General features: G+C 42.0%; 16 protein-coding genes. 8 read left to right on the top strand and 8 right to left on the bottom strand.

Annotation, left to right across the window (positions count from 1 at the left end; translation table 11 throughout):
• Nucleotides 1–14 precede the first annotated feature (14 nt).
• The 3 genes from NK987_RS06835 to frr all read left to right on the top strand — a co-directional run bounded on the left by NK987_RS06835 (nucleotide 15) and on the right by frr (nucleotide 1,897).
• The gene (locus NK987_RS06835) at nucleotides 15–509 is read left to right on the top strand and encodes an acyl-CoA carboxylase biotin carboxyl carrier protein subunit (RefSeq protein WP_259263251.1); all 495 of its coding nucleotides are present in this window, start codon (nucleotides 15–17) and stop codon (nucleotides 507–509) included.
• 103 nt (nucleotides 510–612) lie between these two features.
• Nucleotides 613–1,323, top strand: coding sequence for a UMP kinase (pyrH, locus tag NK987_RS06830; RefSeq protein ID WP_258422840.1), 711 nt, complete (start codon nucleotides 613–615; stop codon nucleotides 1,321–1,323).
• A gap of 13 nt (nucleotides 1,324–1,336) precedes the next feature.
• Nucleotides 1,337–1,897, top strand: coding sequence for a ribosome recycling factor (gene frr, locus NK987_RS06825; protein ID WP_259263250.1), 561 nt, complete (start codon nucleotides 1,337–1,339; stop codon nucleotides 1,895–1,897).
• Nucleotides 1,898–1,980: 83 nt separating this feature from the next.
• Here frr and NK987_RS06820 read toward each other — a convergent pair whose 3' ends face one another.
• A complete protein-coding gene (locus NK987_RS06820) occupies nucleotides 1,981–2,781 on the bottom strand; it encodes a purine-nucleoside phosphorylase (protein WP_259263249.1) in 801 nt (266 codons plus the stop codon).
• Between the two features lie 27 nt (nucleotides 2,782–2,808).
• Nucleotides 2,809–3,645 carry a purine-nucleoside phosphorylase gene (locus NK987_RS06815; RefSeq protein WP_259263248.1) on the bottom strand — a complete coding sequence of 279 codons (837 nt, stop codon included), beginning with the start codon at nucleotides 3,643–3,645 and terminating at the stop codon, nucleotides 2,809–2,811.
• Between the two features lie 269 nt (nucleotides 3,646–3,914).
• Between NK987_RS06815 and NK987_RS06810 the strand changes: the two genes are divergently transcribed.
• The 4 genes from NK987_RS06810 to NK987_RS06795 all read left to right on the top strand — a co-directional run bounded on the left by NK987_RS06810 (nucleotide 3,915) and on the right by NK987_RS06795 (nucleotide 8,964).
• Entirely contained in the window at nucleotides 3,915–4,706 is a 792-nt protein-coding gene (locus NK987_RS06810; protein ID WP_259263247.1) for a PepSY-like domain-containing protein, read from the top strand.
• Between the two features lie 66 nt (nucleotides 4,707–4,772).
• Nucleotides 4,773–5,309 (top strand): RNA polymerase sigma factor, encoded by a 537-nt coding sequence (locus NK987_RS06805; RefSeq protein ID WP_259263246.1) that lies wholly within the window; start codon nucleotides 4,773–4,775, stop codon nucleotides 5,307–5,309.
• A gap of 6 nt (nucleotides 5,310–5,315) precedes the next feature.
• A complete protein-coding gene (locus NK987_RS06800) occupies nucleotides 5,316–6,179 on the top strand; it encodes a FecR family protein (RefSeq protein ID WP_259263245.1) in 864 nt (287 codons plus the stop codon).
• A 103-nt stretch (nucleotides 6,180–6,282) separates the two neighbouring features.
• Nucleotides 6,283–8,964 (top strand): TonB-dependent receptor, encoded by a 2,682-nt coding sequence (locus tag NK987_RS06795; RefSeq protein ID WP_259263244.1) that lies wholly within the window; start codon nucleotides 6,283–6,285, stop codon nucleotides 8,962–8,964.
• A gap of 564 nt (nucleotides 8,965–9,528) precedes the next feature.
• Here the strand turns inward: NK987_RS06795 and NK987_RS06790 are convergent.
• Complete coding sequence (locus NK987_RS06790) at nucleotides 9,529–9,960, bottom strand: tetratricopeptide repeat protein (RefSeq protein ID WP_259263243.1); 432 nt, start codon at nucleotides 9,958–9,960, stop codon at nucleotides 9,529–9,531.
• Nucleotides 9,961–10,456: 496 nt separating this feature from the next.
• On the opposite strand from NK987_RS06790, the gene NK987_RS06785 reads away from it, so the two are divergent.
• Nucleotides 10,457–10,981 (top strand): NADPH-dependent FMN reductase, encoded by a 525-nt coding sequence (locus tag NK987_RS06785; RefSeq protein WP_259263242.1) that lies wholly within the window; start codon nucleotides 10,457–10,459, stop codon nucleotides 10,979–10,981.
• Nucleotides 10,982–10,983: 2 nt separating this feature from the next.
• Here the strand turns inward: NK987_RS06785 and ftsZ are convergent, their stop codons facing one another.
• The 5 genes from ftsZ to murG all read right to left on the bottom strand — a co-directional run bounded on the left by ftsZ (nucleotide 10,984) and on the right by murG (nucleotide 17,310).
• Nucleotides 10,984–12,612, bottom strand: a complete 1,629-nt coding sequence (ftsZ, locus tag NK987_RS06780) for a cell division protein FtsZ (protein WP_259263241.1) — start codon at nucleotides 12,610–12,612, stop codon at nucleotides 10,984–10,986.
• A gap of 111 nt (nucleotides 12,613–12,723) precedes the next feature.
• Nucleotides 12,724–14,046 carry a cell division protein FtsA gene (gene ftsA, locus NK987_RS06775; protein ID WP_241128038.1) on the bottom strand — a complete coding sequence of 441 codons (1,323 nt, stop codon included), beginning with the start codon at nucleotides 14,044–14,046 and terminating at the stop codon, nucleotides 12,724–12,726.
• A gap of 11 nt (nucleotides 14,047–14,057) precedes the next feature.
• Entirely contained in the window at nucleotides 14,058–14,816 is a 759-nt protein-coding gene (locus NK987_RS06770; RefSeq protein ID WP_259263240.1) for a cell division protein FtsQ/DivIB, read from the bottom strand.
• Complete coding sequence (gene murC, locus NK987_RS06765) at nucleotides 14,813–16,204, bottom strand: UDP-N-acetylmuramate--L-alanine ligase (RefSeq protein WP_259263239.1); 1,392 nt, start codon at nucleotides 16,202–16,204, stop codon at nucleotides 14,813–14,815. The genes NK987_RS06770 and murC overlap by 4 nt, the downstream gene beginning before the upstream one ends.
• Nucleotides 16,201–17,310 carry an undecaprenyldiphospho-muramoylpentapeptide beta-N-acetylglucosaminyltransferase gene (murG, locus tag NK987_RS06760; protein WP_259263238.1) on the bottom strand — a complete coding sequence of 370 codons (1,110 nt, stop codon included), beginning with the start codon at nucleotides 17,308–17,310 and terminating at the stop codon, nucleotides 16,201–16,203. The genes murC and murG overlap by 4 nt, the downstream gene beginning before the upstream one ends.
• Between the last annotated feature and the right edge of the window lie 5 nt (nucleotides 17,311–17,315).

The raw sequence follows: 17,315 nt of genomic DNA, 5'->3' as shown, positions 1-17,315 counted from the left end.
GCAAAATAAAGGAAATGTATTCAGTTAGTATCAAGAATTCGGTTTTTGAGGTAGAAAAATCAAAAGAAACTGTAGCTGTAAACGGAAATATTCTTGATTGGGATATTTCTGAAATCCGTGCCGGACACTACCATGTCCTCTACAATAGTCAATCATTCAACCTGGAATTGGTCAGTCTGGATGCAGAAACCAAAACAGTAAAACTCAAACTTAACAACAAACTCTGTGAGGTAACGATCAAAGATAAATTTGACCTCTTGCTGGAAAAACTTGGAATGAACAACCTAAAGAGTCAAACTGCCAAGGAAATAAAAGCTCCTATGCCCGGGCTTATATTTGATATCAAAGTCAAAGAAGGTGATGAGGTAAAAAAAGGAGATGCAGTCCTGATTCTAGAAGCCATGAAAATGGAGAACATCTTGAAATCCCCCGGAGACGGAACCGTCAAAGCCATCAAAATAAAAAAAGGACAAAGCGTGGAGAAAAATCAGGTCCTGATCCAATTTTAAGAAGTCATGGGTTTAGATTTCTAATGGAAGGCTTTATATTTGTCGGATTTATCAATTTACCAACCTGATTGAGTTAGCTCTTTTTCACATTTAAAAACCAACAATGAAGTACAAAAGGATATTGCTGAAACTAAGCGGAGAGGCGCTGATGGGAGAAAAAAACTACGGGATTGACTCCAAAAGACTTGAACAATATGCCCAAGAAATCCGAAGAGTCAAGGACTTGGGAGTAGAAATCGCAATTGTCATCGGAGGAGGCAATATTTTTAGAGGAGTTCAAGCAGAAAATGCCGGAATCGACCGGGTTCAGGGTGATTACATGGGAATGCTTGCCACATTGATCAATGCAATGGCTCTTCAAAGCGCACTTGAGCAGGGAGGCATGTACACCAGATTGATGTCAGGTATCAAAGTTGAAAGTGTATGCGAGCCATTTATCAGGAGAAGAGCAATCCGTCACCTGGAAAAAGGCAGAATTGTCATTTTCGGAGCAGGTATCGGCAACCCGTATTTTACTACTGACTCGACCGCAGCTTTAAGGGCAATAGAAATCGAAGCTGATGTGGTCCTTAAAGGAACCCGGGTAGATGGAGTCTATACAGCAGATCCTGAAAAAGACAAAAACGCAACCAAATACAGTTCGCTTTCCTATCAGGAAGCTTACGAAAAAAACCTCAATATCATGGACATGACGGCGTTTACCCTCTGTCAGGAAAACAACTTGCCGATCATCGTTTTTGACATGAACAAACCTGGCAATCTTGACAAAATTGTCATCGGAGAAGATATCGGAACATTAATCACTTCAAACTAATACAGACAAAACTATGGAAGAAATTCAGCTGTACCTGGAAGAAGCCAAAGAATTGATGCAAAAAGCGGTCAACCACACAGTTGCTGAACTGTTAAAAATCAGGGCCGGTAAAGCAATGCCTAACCTATTGGATGGAATCATGGTCGCTTATTACGGCTCTCCGACGCCACTTCAGCAAGTAGCTTCAGTGACGACTCCGGATGCGAGAACCCTCACCATCAAGCCATGGGAAAGAAACCTGATCAATGAAATCGAAAGATCTATCATCAACTCTGACCTTGGCCTTGCTCCCCAAAACAACGGAGAAATCATCATCCTGACTATTCCACCTATGACGGAGGAGAGGAGAAAAAACCTGGTAAAGCAAGCAAAAAACGAATGTGAATCAGGAAAAATTTCTATCAGAACCGTAAGGAAAGAAACAAACGAATCACTGCGAAAACTTCAGAAAGAAGGAGCATCTGAGGATGAAATCAAAAGAGCGGAAGATTCGGTCCAAAAATTCACGGATAGTTATTCCGCCAAAATAGATGAACTTCTTGTGAAGAAAGAACATGAGATCATGACTGTTTGATCGAAGATAAATTTATATAAAAAGGCTTCCTGTGATGACAAGAAGCCTTTTTGCGTTTGTAGTAAACCTGATCTATACTTTAATTATAAAATATTTTTCACTAACTCCACCAACTTCTTTCCCGCTTTATTTGCAGTAGCCACAACGTCAGCATGGGTAAATTCTTTGGCAACTTTTGGAATACTTTCATTGGTTATCACTGATATCCCCAAAACTTTTAAGCCCATATGGTTGGCTGCAATAACCTCAGGCACCGTACTCATCCCGACAGCATCTCCCCCTATAATTCTACAATACCTGATCTCAGCCTTGGTTTCCAGCTTTGGCCCCTGCAATCCGATATATGTTCCGGTTCTTAGCTTGACCCCCAATCTAATGGCCGCGGACTTTGCCTTTTCCAACCAGTCCAGATCAAATGGTTCGCTCATATCAGGAAACCTCGGACCAAACTCTTCACTGTTTTTTCCTCGCAAGGGATTTTCCGGGAGCAGACTGATCATATCTTCAATGAGCATCAAATCCCCTACTTCAAAATCTTCGTTTAATCCCCCGGCAGCATTGGTGATGACCAATCTTTTGATCCCCATCAACTTCATCACCCGCATGGGAAAAACCACATCTGCCATGTCGTAACCTTCATAATAATGGAAGCGACCGTTCATTGCCAAAACGGCTACACCTTCCAAATCTCCAAAAATCAAATCCCCACCATGACCTTCGACGGTCACAACAGGAAAGTGGGGAATCTGCGAGTAAGGAATCCTTTTCTCAATGTCGATTTCATCCACCAATCCTCCAAGACCTGAACCCAAGATGATGGCAGTCTCGGGGAATTCGATATTCTTTGATTTCAAAAAATCAACTGCAGCCTGTTCTTTTATCATAGCATTGAGTGAATCAGATAGTCAATGTCAAAGTGATTTTACCAATTCCCTGATGATCAGACTCATGCCCGGTTCGGCCTTGGCAGCCCCCGCTAAGACTTCCGCAAGGCTGATTTTCCTGACCTTTCCGGGAGAGCAAAGGTCTGTAATTGCGGATATGGCAAAAACAGGCAATTCCATATGTCTCGCTACGATGACTTCTGGAATCGTACTCATACCGATGGCATCACCACCGATCGTCCTGAGGTATTTGTATTCGGCTTTGGTTTCGAGATTTGGGCCCTGCACAGCCGCATAAACTCCCTGATGGACGATTAGCCCATTTGCAGCTGCGATTTCCATCCCTATTTTGACCAAAGACAGGTCATAGGGTTCGGACATATCCGGAAACCTCACCCCAAATGTATCAAGGTTTTTGCCTCGGAGGGGGTTTTCGGGAAAAAGATCAATATGGTCATTGATGATCATGAGTTCTCCGATGTTGTAATCAGGATTTAAACCTCCTGCCGCGTTGGAGACAAAAAGATGTCCGATCCCCAATTTTTTCATCACTCGCACCGGAAAGGTCACTTCCTTCATGGAATAACCTTCATAATAATGAAATCTTCCCTGCATGGCGACGACAGATTTTCCGGATAACTTCCCAAAAATCAATTTTCCTTTATGGCTTTCTACCGTGGAAACAGGGAAAAATGGTATTGTATCATAGGACACTTCCAATTCAATCTCAATATTTTGGATCAATTGTCCCAATCCGGTGCCTAGAATAATACCCACTTGAGGAGTTTTGGGATATAATTTTTTGATATAGTCAAAAGCAAAATCGATTTGCTCTGAATACGAAAGAGTGGATGCTGAATTCATATTTTAAAATTTCCCCAAGGTAGGAATTCTTGAGTTATTGGAAACCTAACCCAGTCTGACAAAAATAAGGAATAGAAAAAATTGAGATATAAGATTCCAATTAACCTGAAAGCGTTTTCGAATGAAAATACGGAGTCGGATTAAAACTCCGGTTGATTTAAAATTATACCAGAGAAAAATATTTTTTACAACCCAACCAACCATTTCCCAAGTACCTTCCGTAATGGTTCAAATTCAAAAATTTTATGTTCCACAAAACTGAAAACAACATGTTAAAGAAAATTTTAATGGCTTCCATTTTTATGGGAATTATAAGTGGATGCCAACAGGAAGAAGGATTGCCAGGAGAGGATTTAACAGTCACTGAAATAACCGAGGTTGACCTTCCTTTATCCGCCACGACTTTTATTGCAGAAAATTTTGAAGGAGAGGTGGTAACTTCCGCTTTTCGGATTACCGACGGAAAGGAAGTTTCATTTGAAGCGAATCTCACCAATCAGATGAATTTGGTGTTTTCCGAAAATGGCCGGATCCAAGCATTCGGGGAAGATGGCGCGGAAGTGGACTGCGAAGGAAGACACAGGAGAAGAGGTGGCTTTGGCCGTCCTCCGAGAAAGCCGGGAGAAGATGGACCTAAGCCAAATGTTATCGACCCTGACGATTTGCCGGATGCTGCTAAAGAATACTTGAGGGAAAATTACTCAGAAAATGAAATAATTAAGGTCATTTTCATTGAGAGGGAGGCGCTGAATCAATACCATGTCCTTGTCAAGGAAATAGGGATCGTGATTTTCGATGCAGATGGGGTGTTTTTGAAATTGAGGGAAAAACCGGTTAGGATCTGCCCAAATTTCCAAAAAATTGAAATTGAAGACCTTCCTGAAAGCATTACTTCCTACATCGCGGAGAATTATCCCGACAATGAAATATTAAGGGCACGCAAGGGTACGAGAAAAGGAGAAGTTGAAATTCATGTCTTGGTGGCCGGCGTAGGCGCTTTGATTTTTGATGAAAGCGGCGAGTTTATTGAATTGAAAACCTGTGGAATGCATAAAGGATAAGTATATATTTGGTTTGGCTTTGACTCCGGGGGTCGAAATGTTCCCGGAGTCATTTCAACATTTCGAATGACAGAAGAGGAAAAGCACTTGATTTTGGGATGCAAGTCCAACCAGAGAAATGCACAAGCAGCGTTTTATAGGAAATATTATGGCTTTGCCATGAGTATTTGTCTGAGGTATTCCCACTCCAGGGCCGAAGCCGAAGAAATGATCAATGATGGCTTTTTGAAGGTATTTACCAACATAGAAGCCTACAATCCTGAACTGGAAATCAAAGCATGGATGAACAGGATTTTTGTCAATACGGCCATAGATCATTTCAGAAAGAATAAAAAACATTACTTCCAGGATGATATCGATCAGGCATACGATGTGTCAAGCGGATCTGAAGATGCATTGGAAGCGCTTTCGGCAGAGGAAATAATGGCGCTGGTTCAAGGTCTTTCACCTTCCTATAAAATAACCTTCAACCTCTATGTCATGGAAGGATTCAAGCATCATGAAATCGCAGAGAAACTCGGGATTTCTGAAGGGACTTCAAAATCCAACCTGTCCATTGCAAGATCAAAATTAAAGCGGGCAATTTTGGAAAAATCCAATTAAAGAAAAATGGAAAAGTTTGATAAAATAATTAAAGACAAGTTACAATCTTATCCTACTGAGGAAAAGCCAAATGATGATGCCGTATCAAACATGATGGATTTGCTTGATCAGGCGCTTCCTTTGGAGTCCAAAACCCGAATCCTAAATCCCCTAGCTGACAACAAAAAACCAATTCACATTGTCTATAAAATCGCAGCCTCATTGACCTTAATTGTCATTTCCCTTTATGCCCTGATCGCATTCAATGAAGTAACTGTCGAAGTGGGCAAAATGGCATTTGAAAAAGTGGAATTGCCTGACCGATCTATCGTCCATATGAATGCTGATTCCAGAATCGCTTACAATAAATTTTTATGGAATTTCAGTAGAAAAGTAATCTTTGAGGGAGAAGGATTCTTTGAAATCCAAAAAGGTGAAAAATTCGAAATCTATTCCACTTTAGGAACGACTCAAATCCTGGGCACGAGCTTTAATATTTATTCCCGTCCGGGAAAATATGAAGTGGAATGCCTCAGCGGCAAGGTAGCGGTCACTTCCAATGCCACCCAGAAAAAAGTGATGCTCTTACCGGGTGATGGGGTGGCTATAAACCAATCTGATCTGCAGTCTTATTCCCTTTCCTCTCCAACAAGCCCCACATGGCTCAAAGGTGAATTTTATTTTGAAGAGGAGAATGTTGAAGATGTCATCTCAGAATTAGAAAGACAATTTGACCTTGAAATCTCGTTTCCTGAGGAATTAAGAAATCAAAAATATACAGGCTACTTCGACAATAAGGACCTGGACAAAGCACTCAAATTGGTTTGTGAACCTTTGGGATTACAGTACGTCCGCAAGGGCAATTCATTGGAATTTACATTTACCAAATAAACCAACAGATCAAAATATCATCTAAATCCAAAATACTGATGTCTGCTTCCCTTAGGGCTTGTTGTTTCAACAACAAAATGAGTTTCAATCATCGAAAACCCGCATGCTGAAAACCCTCTTTCCTGTCCTTTTTTTTCTTCTAATTACCAATGTCACGTTGGCAAATCGGGCAACTGTGGTCAATGAGGAATTTAGAAATGTTCCTCTCAAAGACGCCATTCAGGTTTTGAAAAGAAACTACCGACTCAAGGTCGCTTTCAGTGACAAAAATGTCCGGGATGTTTTGGTCAATGTAAGCATCCAGAATCTTTCGATTGAGGAAGCCTTTGTGAAGATTTTGGAAAATACAAACCTCAGCTTTGAACTTATAGATGAGAATACCATCATCATCAAAAAGCAGAAGCAACAGCAAAATGAACCGCCTGCTCTCTCTGAATTTTCAGGAGTCATCAGTGATGCCATGACAGGTGAAAACTTACCTTACGCGGCTGTTTGGAATGAGGAAAACCAAACGAACTTTCTGTCAAATGAGGAGGGCTATTTTTTCATTTCTGATACCAGAAAAATCAACAAGATCCGAGTTTCCTATCTTGGATATCAGGATACTGTTCTCGTACTCAGCGAACAAAACCAACATAAAAGATTACAGATTGGGCTAAAAGCCAAGGTGACAGAGCTGGCAGAATACATTATTGCAGATCAGGAAATTGACCATTTCAGCACTGGAGGTCAGGCGGGCAAAATCACTTACAACCCCATCAATGCGAGGCAGACTCCTTCCGTGGGAGAGGTGGATGTATTGAGATCTCTTCAGTTATTGCCCGGCGTAAATGCGACCAATGAAATTTCTTCCGGACTCAATATCAATGGCGGGACCAACAACCAGAATCTGTTTTTATTCGATGGATTCACCGTCTATCACGTTGACCATTTTTTTGGGTACTTCAGTGCTTTTAATCCTTATGCCATCAAGTCTTTGAGACTTTACAAAGGCGGTTTTGAAGCAAAGTATGGTGGTAGGGCGTCAAGTGTGGTCGATATTTCGGGAAAGGATGGCAACCGAAATGAGACAAAAGGTTCTTTGGGTTTTAATTTGCTCAGCGTCAACACCTCCCTGGAAGTTCCCTTGTCAGACAAAGGCGCCACTTTATTCTTTTCGGGTATAAGGTCTTACACTGATGTGTGGTCTTCTTCGCTGTTTGAGGATATTTTTTCCATCTTCGAGAGCAGCATAACTGAAGGCCCGCGGGGCCCTTTATTCCCGCGGACGATCCAATCCGAGGTAAAACCTGATTTTTACTATTCAGATATCAACTTCAAAATATCTTCCAAAGTAGGCGCCAAAAATCAAATTTCATTTAGCTTTTATGACAGCAATGACCTGCTGAACTATACGGAAAATTCACAGGTAAATTTTAGAGACACCCTTTCAGTGTCAACAAAAAAGCTGGGGGTAATAAATTGGGGAAACGTGGGAACCTCCCTGAATTTTTCCAGGCAATGGAACAGCACCAACCATTCAAGTGCCCTTATTTCTTATTCATTTTATGAAAGTACTTTTCAGGAAATCGCAACTTCTGAAATCAAATCATCCGGTCAGGGTAATTTCCAAAATGTAGCATCACAGGATCAGCTCAATAACATCGAGGATTTTTCCATCAAACTCGATCATGAATGGACTCTTGGAAATTCGAGCACCATCGAAACAGGAATATCAGGTTCTCTGTATAACAATCAGCTGAAATATGTGGCAAATGATTCCTTGTTGGTAGACAAATCCGAGCTAAACGAATACCTTTTGGCACATTATTTACAAGGGACTTTTATCCTGAGCCCTAGCTTCTCCATCTCTCCGGGACTTCGCAGCAGCTATTTCTCTACCACGGGTAAAATTTATTTTGAGCCCAGATTTTCATTTATCCATAAGCTTAATGAGTCACTTCAATTAAAGGGAGCGACAGGAATTTATAACCAGTTTATCAACCAATCCAATACCAAGAATGTCCTGGAGGGAAGCCGTGATTTCTGGATTTTGGCCAATGGCAAGAATGTTCCGGTCCAGCTAGCTTGGCATGGCTTGTTGGGGATTGAATATGCTGTAAACAAAAATCTTTTCACTTTGAGTTTTTTCCAAAAAAACTTTGAGGGATTGATGGAATACGCGTTTAGAAATGGGAGTCTGATTACCCAATTTGAAGACCAAAACAGGATTTTCACTTCAGGAGACGGGGTAGCTAAAGGAGTGGAAATGATGGTCAAAAGAGATTTGGGAAATTTTTCAAGTTGGGTGACCTATACCCTGTCTCAGGTTAAATATACATTTCCAAGGATAAATCAGGGAAGGGCCTTTTTTGCAGACCACGATCAGCGTCACGAGATCAATTGGTTTGGGGTATATGCATTCAAGAATTTTGAGTTTTCGGCTACTTGGATTTATGGTTCAGGAAAGCCGTTTTCCTCCTTTGAGGAGGTTGTCACCAGGCCATCAAATTCCCAAAATGGCCCTCAGATAATTCAGTTACAGATTCCTGAACGGAATGGCGAAAGATTGCCGGCATACCATAGGTTGGATGTAAGTGCGAGGTATTTTCTAGATCTCGGCAAGTCCAGAGCCAATGTTTCTTTGGGTATTTTTAACCTCTACAACAGAGAAAATATTCTCGACACCAAGGTTTCAGTGGTCGCTCCCCGAGATAGGAGGAACAACAGGGATCAAATTCTTGCGACTACTTATGTGCCCCTGATGGGAATTACGCCAAATGTTTCTTTTGAGATCAATTTCTAGGTAAACCAAATTCTCTCTGCCGGCGGTAAGGAGTAGTTCTGAAATGGGAGGGGTTACTTTGTAGAATATTGAACTTTTCTATAGGAAAAGAATTATTGGTAATGATAGAAATCCCCCAATTACAATAACCCAGGAAATAATACTAATTATCCCTATATCTTGAGGTGAATTTCTATATTTTTTATAAATTTTTAAGTACCTATCACTGCCTTTAAACCAAAAAATGTTAGCAAAAAGAAAAATAAAGCCAGATGAAATAAATATAGGCCTATTTTCTGTTTGGAATCCATCAAGATTAAATAAACTAGTTATAATTATCGTACTGCTAAAAAAATAAACCCAAAATGAAGTCGAAATTAAACTTGCAGCAGTAAACCACGGTACATCATTTTTATAATTTCCGTCCTTAAAATAGAATTTAAATACATGAAAGAAAATCAAATTATACCATTCCATAAGTTTAAGTTATTTTTTAGCCCCTCCCTGATCTTTAGTCCCAATCTTAGATGCTGCGACTTGGTAGGACTTATTATTCCACTCTTTTAATCCCCCAGCTAGTTTTTTTTAAATTTCAGTGCCGTTTCTTTTTTCATTTTGTTCCCTTGAATATTGATATACCAGATTATCCTTGAATGTCAACAAATCAGAATTTTTAGGTTTCACAATCAAGCCGCTGTTGATACAGTCAAGTGCATCAATTGTCCTTCCTAAATCTTGGTAAATTTGTGCCTTCAAAATATGCCCATCTATGGAATCAGGAAATAATTTAATGGCTGAATTAATTAATTCAAGAGCAAGATCATAATTCCTTTGAACCCTGTGAACCATAGCGATTCGAAGATTACAGTCAAAAATAGATTCTTGCATCACTTTGGGGAACTTGTTCTTTTCGGCATTGGCAATGGCCCGTTTAAAATCTTCAATTGCTTCTTCGAAAAATTTAAGCTGAAAATTGCATAAACCGCGATAATAGAACCCATAAAAATCATCTTCCATAGAATTGACCATTTCATTGGCCAAGGCGATGGATTCTAGCCATTTTTTTTCCGAATAAAGCGATTGCATAGCTTGAAGTTTCTTCCATTGATTATTGACCTTCATTAAATAGGATGGTAGCAAGAGAACCTTCTTTAACTCCATATTTGGAAGACTTTTTTAAAAATACCCGATGATTAAGTTTTGTAAAACTAAAAGTAATATCAAAAAAGTGAATGGTATTTCAAAATAATAGAATCTTTCTCGGGTTTATTAATTTGACGATAGATGTTTGTTCCAAAAAAGTCTGTCAGCTCTCAGCCTTCATCCTTTTCTTTGCGGCTTCGCGTCTTTGCGAGAGGTATTTATATCCGTCTTTGCTGACTTTGCGGGAAACGTCAATCTTTGTCGTCTTTGTGCCTTTGTGTGAAATACCGCCTTTGATTTTTAAACATTCCTGAAACTTATTGACTTTCTAGATTGTATTTACCTCAAATCAACAGAAAGCACCTTTTGCATGATCAAGATCATCGTCGGTACCAACCGCAGAAATTCCGTCTCAAAAAAAATAGCATTGATATATCAGGATCTTTTGGCCAATATGGATACGCCATCGGAGATTTTATTATTGGAAGATTTGCCGCATGATTTTATTTTTTCGGCCCTTTACCATAACAACGGCAAAAACGAGGGCTACAATAGCTTTCACCAAAAAGTCAAAGAAGGGACGAAATTTGTCTTCGTCGTACCGGAATACAACGGTTCTTTCCCCGGGATCTTGAAAGGATTTATAGACGGGATGACTTATCCCAACTCTTTCCGTAATAAAAAATGTGCCTTGGTCGGCATTTCATCTGGAATAGGCGGGGGTGGCATCGCTTTGAGCCACCTCACCGACATCTTCCACTACGTAGGTATGAATGTACTTGCCCTCAAGCCCAAACTAGCCAAGATCGAGGACAATATGTCAGATAACCTGCTCACCAACAGGCTGTACATGGAATTACTACATACCCAGGCAGAAATGTTGATTAACTTTTAGAGTTAATCAACATTGTCATGCAAAAACCTGTTGTTCTTCAGAAACTCATTTTCGTCAGTCAGGTTGTACCTTGATATGCTTCTCTCAGAACTGTGCTGCACATCAGCCAATTTTACTTCTTTTCTGAGGTAAGCGGGGGTCTCTAATTTATCTTTGAATTCCTCAGGGTTCTGATTATAAGTCTTGATGCTTTTCAGCTTTTCAAAACGCTCATGCGCCCTTTGGATCGCTTTCAATTTTAACTGTTCATAATAATCATTGCTGTGTGCGGGCTTCTCTTCCACTTTTTCTTCTGCCTTTGGCAATTCCTCTGTGATTTCTTCTTCGGTATTCAATTCAAAAATCACTTTCTTAGACTCAGACTTGGCAGGAACAAACTCAAACTGAGGTTCCATTTCCATCTCTTCTTCTTTTTCAAATACAGGGGCAGGAACTTCCACTTTTGGCTTGATTTCTTCAGGCTTACTTTCATTGGCCGGAGTAAACAAAGGCTTGTTGAAAGTAAAGGTGAAAGTCTGACCCGGTGCCGGAGTGGCATCTTCCTCTACTTTGGAAGTTTTGCCTGATTCGAGGTCGATTACTTTTTTGCTGGTATCTTCTTCCATGACAGCGGCAACAACCACTTCTTCTTTCTTACCTGAAGGAGAAGCTGTAGTCAATCTGTCCATTTCAAAACCTGTGGCAATGACGGTAACACGGATTCCTTTGCTCAGTTCAGAGTCAATACCCTGACCGAAGATCACCTCGGCATCGTCACCGGCTCTTTCCTGGATGTATTCGGTGATTTCGCTCAACTCGTCCATGGAGAGCTCGTCGTCCTCACCGGACATGATAGAAAGCAATATTTTCTGTGCGCCTTTGATATCTACGTTGTTCAACAACGGAGAAGCAATGGCTTTTTCGGCTGCACGGATGGCACGTCCTTCACCTTCTTCGGTAGCAGAACCCATCACGGCAGCACCGGCATTTTTCATGACTGTTTTCACATCTTCGAAATCCACGTTGACATCCTGATGGATGGTTATGATTTCGGCGATAGACTTGGCGGCAGTTGTCAACACGTTATCGGCTTTGGCAAATGCCGAACGGATGGCAAGGTTGCCATAGATTTCTCTCAGTTTGTCATTGAGGATAACCAATACTGTATCGCAGCTTTCTTTCAAAGCTTCGATGCCCTGCTGTGCGGCGATCATTTTCTTTCTTCCTTCAAATACAAAAGGAGCGGTAACGATACCCACGGTAAGGATGTCCATGTCCTTGGCGATCTTGGCGATCACCGGTGCAGCACCTGTACCTGTACCACCACCCATGCCGGCAGTGATGAATACCATCTTGGTATTGTCTGAAAGCAATTCCCTGATATCCTCTTTGCTTTCCAATGCAGCGCTTTTCCCTTTTTCAGGATTGGCACCTGCACCTAGTCCTTCGGTTAGATTTGCACCTAATTGAAGCCTCAAAGGAACCGGACTGCTTTTCAAAGCCTGTGCGTCTGTGTTGACCACGACGAACTCCACGTCCTTGATTCCTTGGTTGTACATATGGTTCACAGCATTGGAACCACCTCCTCCAACACCAATCACTTTGATGATTGATTTATGGTTTTTTGGAAGATCAAATTTGTAATCTTTCATGTTATCTGACATTTTTTATCTATTGGTGAATTTGTTTTCCTTTTTAGTATGGTTTTTGTATTGAAAGGGAAGTAGAAGACAAAATCTTCTACCTCCCTAGTATGATAAGCCCTAGTAATTATTGTCATCATGAATATCATTGGTGATGATATCCTTCAGTTTCTTACCTATGCTAGAGAAAATGTTCGGGCCAAATTCTGTTTTTACAGGTTTGGCCTGTACTTTTTGTGTGTTATTGTTCACGCTTTCCTTTCTTAGTCTGTAAAGGTTTTCCCTTTCGTCAAGAGACTTGAATCCTGCTAAAACCAATCCTACTGAAGTGGCGTACATCGGACTTTTCACTTCCTCGATTTTGGATTTGCCCAAGTGTTCATTTGGATAGCCGATCCGGGTATCGAGTCCGGTCATGTATTCAAAGAGTTGGGAAACTCCCTGCAGCTGTGAACCGCCTCCTGTGAGGACAATACCTCCGGTTAGCTTCTTGTAATGACCGCTTGCTACCAATTCATTCTGCACGTATTCAATGATTTCTTCCATCCTTGCCTGAATGATGGCTGCCAGGTTTTTGATGGAAATCTCCTTAGGCTGTCTGTTGCGAAGTCCCGGTATGGACACGATTTCATTTGGATTGGCTTCTTCGGCAATGGCTTTACCAAATTTGGTTTTGAGCAATTCAGCCTGATGGTGAAGTACCATACAGCCTTCTTTGATATCGGCTGTGATGATATTTCCTCCCAAAGGAATGACCGCGGTATGGCGGATGATATTGTCGTAGAAAATCGCAATGTCTGTAGTGCCGCCTCCGATATCCACCAAGCAAACTCCGGCTTCTTTGTCCTGCTCGCTAAGTACAGACAGAGAACTAGCCAAAGGTTCCAAGATCAGGTCTTGGGATACGAGGTTGGCACGCTTTACACAGCGGTTGATGTTGTTGATGGCTGTTGTTTGTGCGGTGATGATGTGAAAATCAGCTTCCAATCTGGATCCGGACATCCCGACAGGATCTTTGATCCCATCTTCATAGTCCACAATGTAATCTTGTGGCATGACATGGATGATGGTATTTCCGGGAGGCACGACTATGTTTTCCATGTCGTTGGAAAGTCTCCTGACATCCTCTACAGTGATTTCATCCTGATTGGGCTGACGGATGATGACACCGTGATGGATGGTGCTGCGGATATGCTGTCCGGCAATACCGACAATCACTTCCACAATATCCACGTCAGCCATGTCTGACGCATCCTGCATCGCCTTTTGGATGGCGTTGACAGTTTTGTCAATATTTGTGACGATACCACGGATGACCCCGTCGGATACGGCCTTTCCCATGCCGAGAACTTCCAACTTTCCAAATTCGTTTTTGCGACCGATGATCGCGCAGATTTTGGTGGTTCCGATGTCAAGTCCTACAATCAATTTGTTATTTTCCATAGCGATTTCAATTATTCACAAACAATCTGGCCCTTATATTTTACACTCACTCTGCTGTATGCATTCCATCCTTTTGCGGGGATGATTTCTTCATAAAACAGGTTTATCTTTTCAAATTTTTCTTCTAAATCCTTGGCTTCCCCAAACTCGATTACCTGCTTGCCTACCTGCTGGTAAAGTTTGATGTCCGTCTTTCGGGAAATATCCATCCCGGAGATCTGCGCTTTCCAAAACTCATCGGCATTGATAAAATTGATCATTGCCATGAGGTCGCTGTGGCTTTCGGAAATATCCTCGAGCTTCAAAAGACTTTCTGCGTAAGCACCCTCAAGCGTCATCACCCTGGTGGTGTATGAATTGGATGTAGGTAATATTTTTCCTTCCGAAGAAATGTAGCCGTCCGCTGCACTTGGTCGCACAATCCTTGCAATCGGGATATGCTGGGTGATTTCAACCATCACATGTCCTTTGGGGTCTGCGAATACTTCTGCATTGCGGACAAAAGCATAAGTCTCTACCTTCTTTTCAATTTTATTCAAATCCACTTCCTGCATGGATACACCATTTTGCATCAGCGGAAATTCAATCTGAATATTTTTTAAAATGTCCTTTTCATTTACGAAATAGACATCTGCAATTCCTTTGACCCTGACTTCAATCCCGGTGAAGACTTTCTCAGAATCTTTTTTCTCCACAAATCCTATAAAGCCGATCAGAACCAAGGTCAAAGCGGCGAAAATCAACGATTTTTTGATCCTGAACTTTTTCATAGCGTTTTCATCCAGTTTGCGATAGGTGACACCAATCTGTCAATGTCTCCGGCACCGATGGTAACCAAAACCTCGGGCTTAACCTCTTTGAGGTAATCCAACAATCCTTCTTTGGATTGTAGGGATTTTTTGGCGGAAGTGATTCCTTCCAACAGCATCGTTGCATTTACTCCCTCGATAGGGAGTTCCCTTGCCGGATAAATCTCCAGCAACACCACTTCATCAGCGATAGAAAGACTCTCTGAAAATCCTGCCGCAAAATCCCTGGTCCTGGTGAAAAGGTGGGGCTGGAAAATTGCCGTCAACCTTTTGTTAGGATACATGGCTTTGACAGATGAAAGAAAAGCGCGGATCTCCTCAGGATGGTGGGCATAATCATCGATGAATACCCTATCCTTTTCCTGAACCCATATTTCAAACCTTCTTTTTACTCCTTTATAACTTGCCAATCCTTCTCGGACGGCTTGTTCTTCTATGCCATAATCCAAAGCGACCGTAATGGCAGGCAGGGCATTTTCCACATTGTGAAATCCCGGCATGTACATCTTCAATCCCTTGATTTCTTTGTCTCCACTAACATAATCGAAGGTGAAAGCCGCAGGTCCTGCCACGATGTTTTTGGCTTGGATCTCTCCGATGTTGATTCCGTATTGCTTTACAGTAACCGATTTGGATGTCGGAGCTCCGAGTTTTTGGAAGGCCTTAGCATGGATATACAATGACCCGTCGGCAGCAATCAGGTCAATAAATGCCCTGAAGCCATCCATCATCTGTGCATCATCTCCATAGATATCCAAATGGTCGGGATCGGCACTGGTGACCACAGCCACATTGGGATGTAGGTGGAGGAAAGAACGGTCAAACTCATCTGCCTCAACGACCACCGTTGCGTCTCCACTTTCCTCGTCATGGAGGATGAGGTTGGAATTGTAATTTTGTGTCAATCCACCCAAAAAGGCAGCGATATTTTTTCCTCCTGACTTAAGCAGGTGAGCGACCATGGAAGAAGTTGTCGTCTTGCCATGTGTTCCCGCTACGGCTATCGTCGGAAGGTCAGCAGTGATCATCCCGAGAACTGCAGCTCTTTTTTTGATGCTGTAGCCGTTGTTTTGGAAGAAGTTCAGTTGAATAGAATCCTTTGGCATCGCCGGAGTCCAAATGACCAAAGTATGGACTTTGTCATAGCGGATCCTTGACGGGATATTTTCCAAAGTATCTTCAAACACAATCTCCATTCCCTCTGCCACCAATGCATCTGTCAATGGAGAAGGAGTACGGTCATAGCCGGAGACTTTGATGCCGACATGGTTAAACCACCTCGCCAAAGCACTCATGCCGATGCCACCTATTCCAAGGAAATGGACGCTATGTAGGTTTTTCAGATTCATTGAATGATGCTTTCCAATACTTTTACAATTTCTTCGGCTGCTTTTGGCTTGGCCAGTTTCTTTATATTTTCACCCAATGACCGGACTTTGTTATCGTCCGCCATGAGTTGGTTTACTGTCGATTTCAATTTCCCGACTGCTTCGCTGTCCTTCAATAGGACCGCTGCATCTGCCTGCACAAAGGCCATGGCATTTTTGGTCTGATGGTCTTCGGCCACATTGGGAGAAGGGATAAATACCACCGGCTTCCCAACAAGGCTGAGTTCGGAAACCGAAAGCGCTCCGGCCCTTGATACCACGAAATCTGCGGCCGCATAAGCCAAATCCATTTCCCTGATAAATTCAAGGACTTGGATGTGTTTTAGTCCGGAAGCCTTTACTTTTTCCGACATTTCGGAGAAATAAAACTTCCCACTTTGCCATAGAACTTGGTAGCCTTCTTTTTCGAGACCTTCCATATCAGCCAATACCGCCTGATTGATGGTGCGCGCTCCAAGACTTCCTCCCAACACCAACAGGACTTTCTTGCCTTCTTCCAATCCAAAGTGTCGGAATGCTTTTTCCTTTTTACCCTCCAAATGAAGGATGTCTTTGCGGACAGGATTACCGGTGTATTGGATCTTATCAGCAGGGAAAAACTTCTCCATGCCCGGATAAGCCACACAGATCTTTTTTGCTTTTTTTGCCAAAATCTTGTTGGTCAATCCGGCATAGGAATTTTGCTCCTGAATCAATGTCGGGATTCCTTTACCTTGGGCAGAATACAAGAGTGGACCGCTTGCATAGCCACCGACTCCGACCACGGCATTGGGTTTGAATGTTCTGAGAAGTTCTTTGGACTTGTTCAGACTTGCCAATAATTTGAAAGGAAAGCTGAGGTTGGAAAGGCTGAGACTTCGCTGCAATCCTGCTACTTTGAGTCCTTCGATCCGGTATCCTGCTTCAGGGACTTTTTGCATTTCCATCTTTCCTTCTGCACCGACAAATAGAATCTCCGTATCAGGATGCTTTTCCATCCAGGCATTTGCGATCGCAAGTGCCGGATAGATATGGCCTCCTGTGCCTCCTCCGCTGATCATGATTCTATATGGTGTGCTATTTCCCACTTTCT

This window comes from Aquiflexum gelatinilyticum (assembly GCF_024813435.1).
GTDB classification, from domain to species: Bacteria; Bacteroidota; Bacteroidia; order Cytophagales; family Cyclobacteriaceae; genus Cognataquiflexum; species Cognataquiflexum gelatinilyticum.
This window is presented reverse-complemented; position numbering and strand designations above follow the sequence as displayed.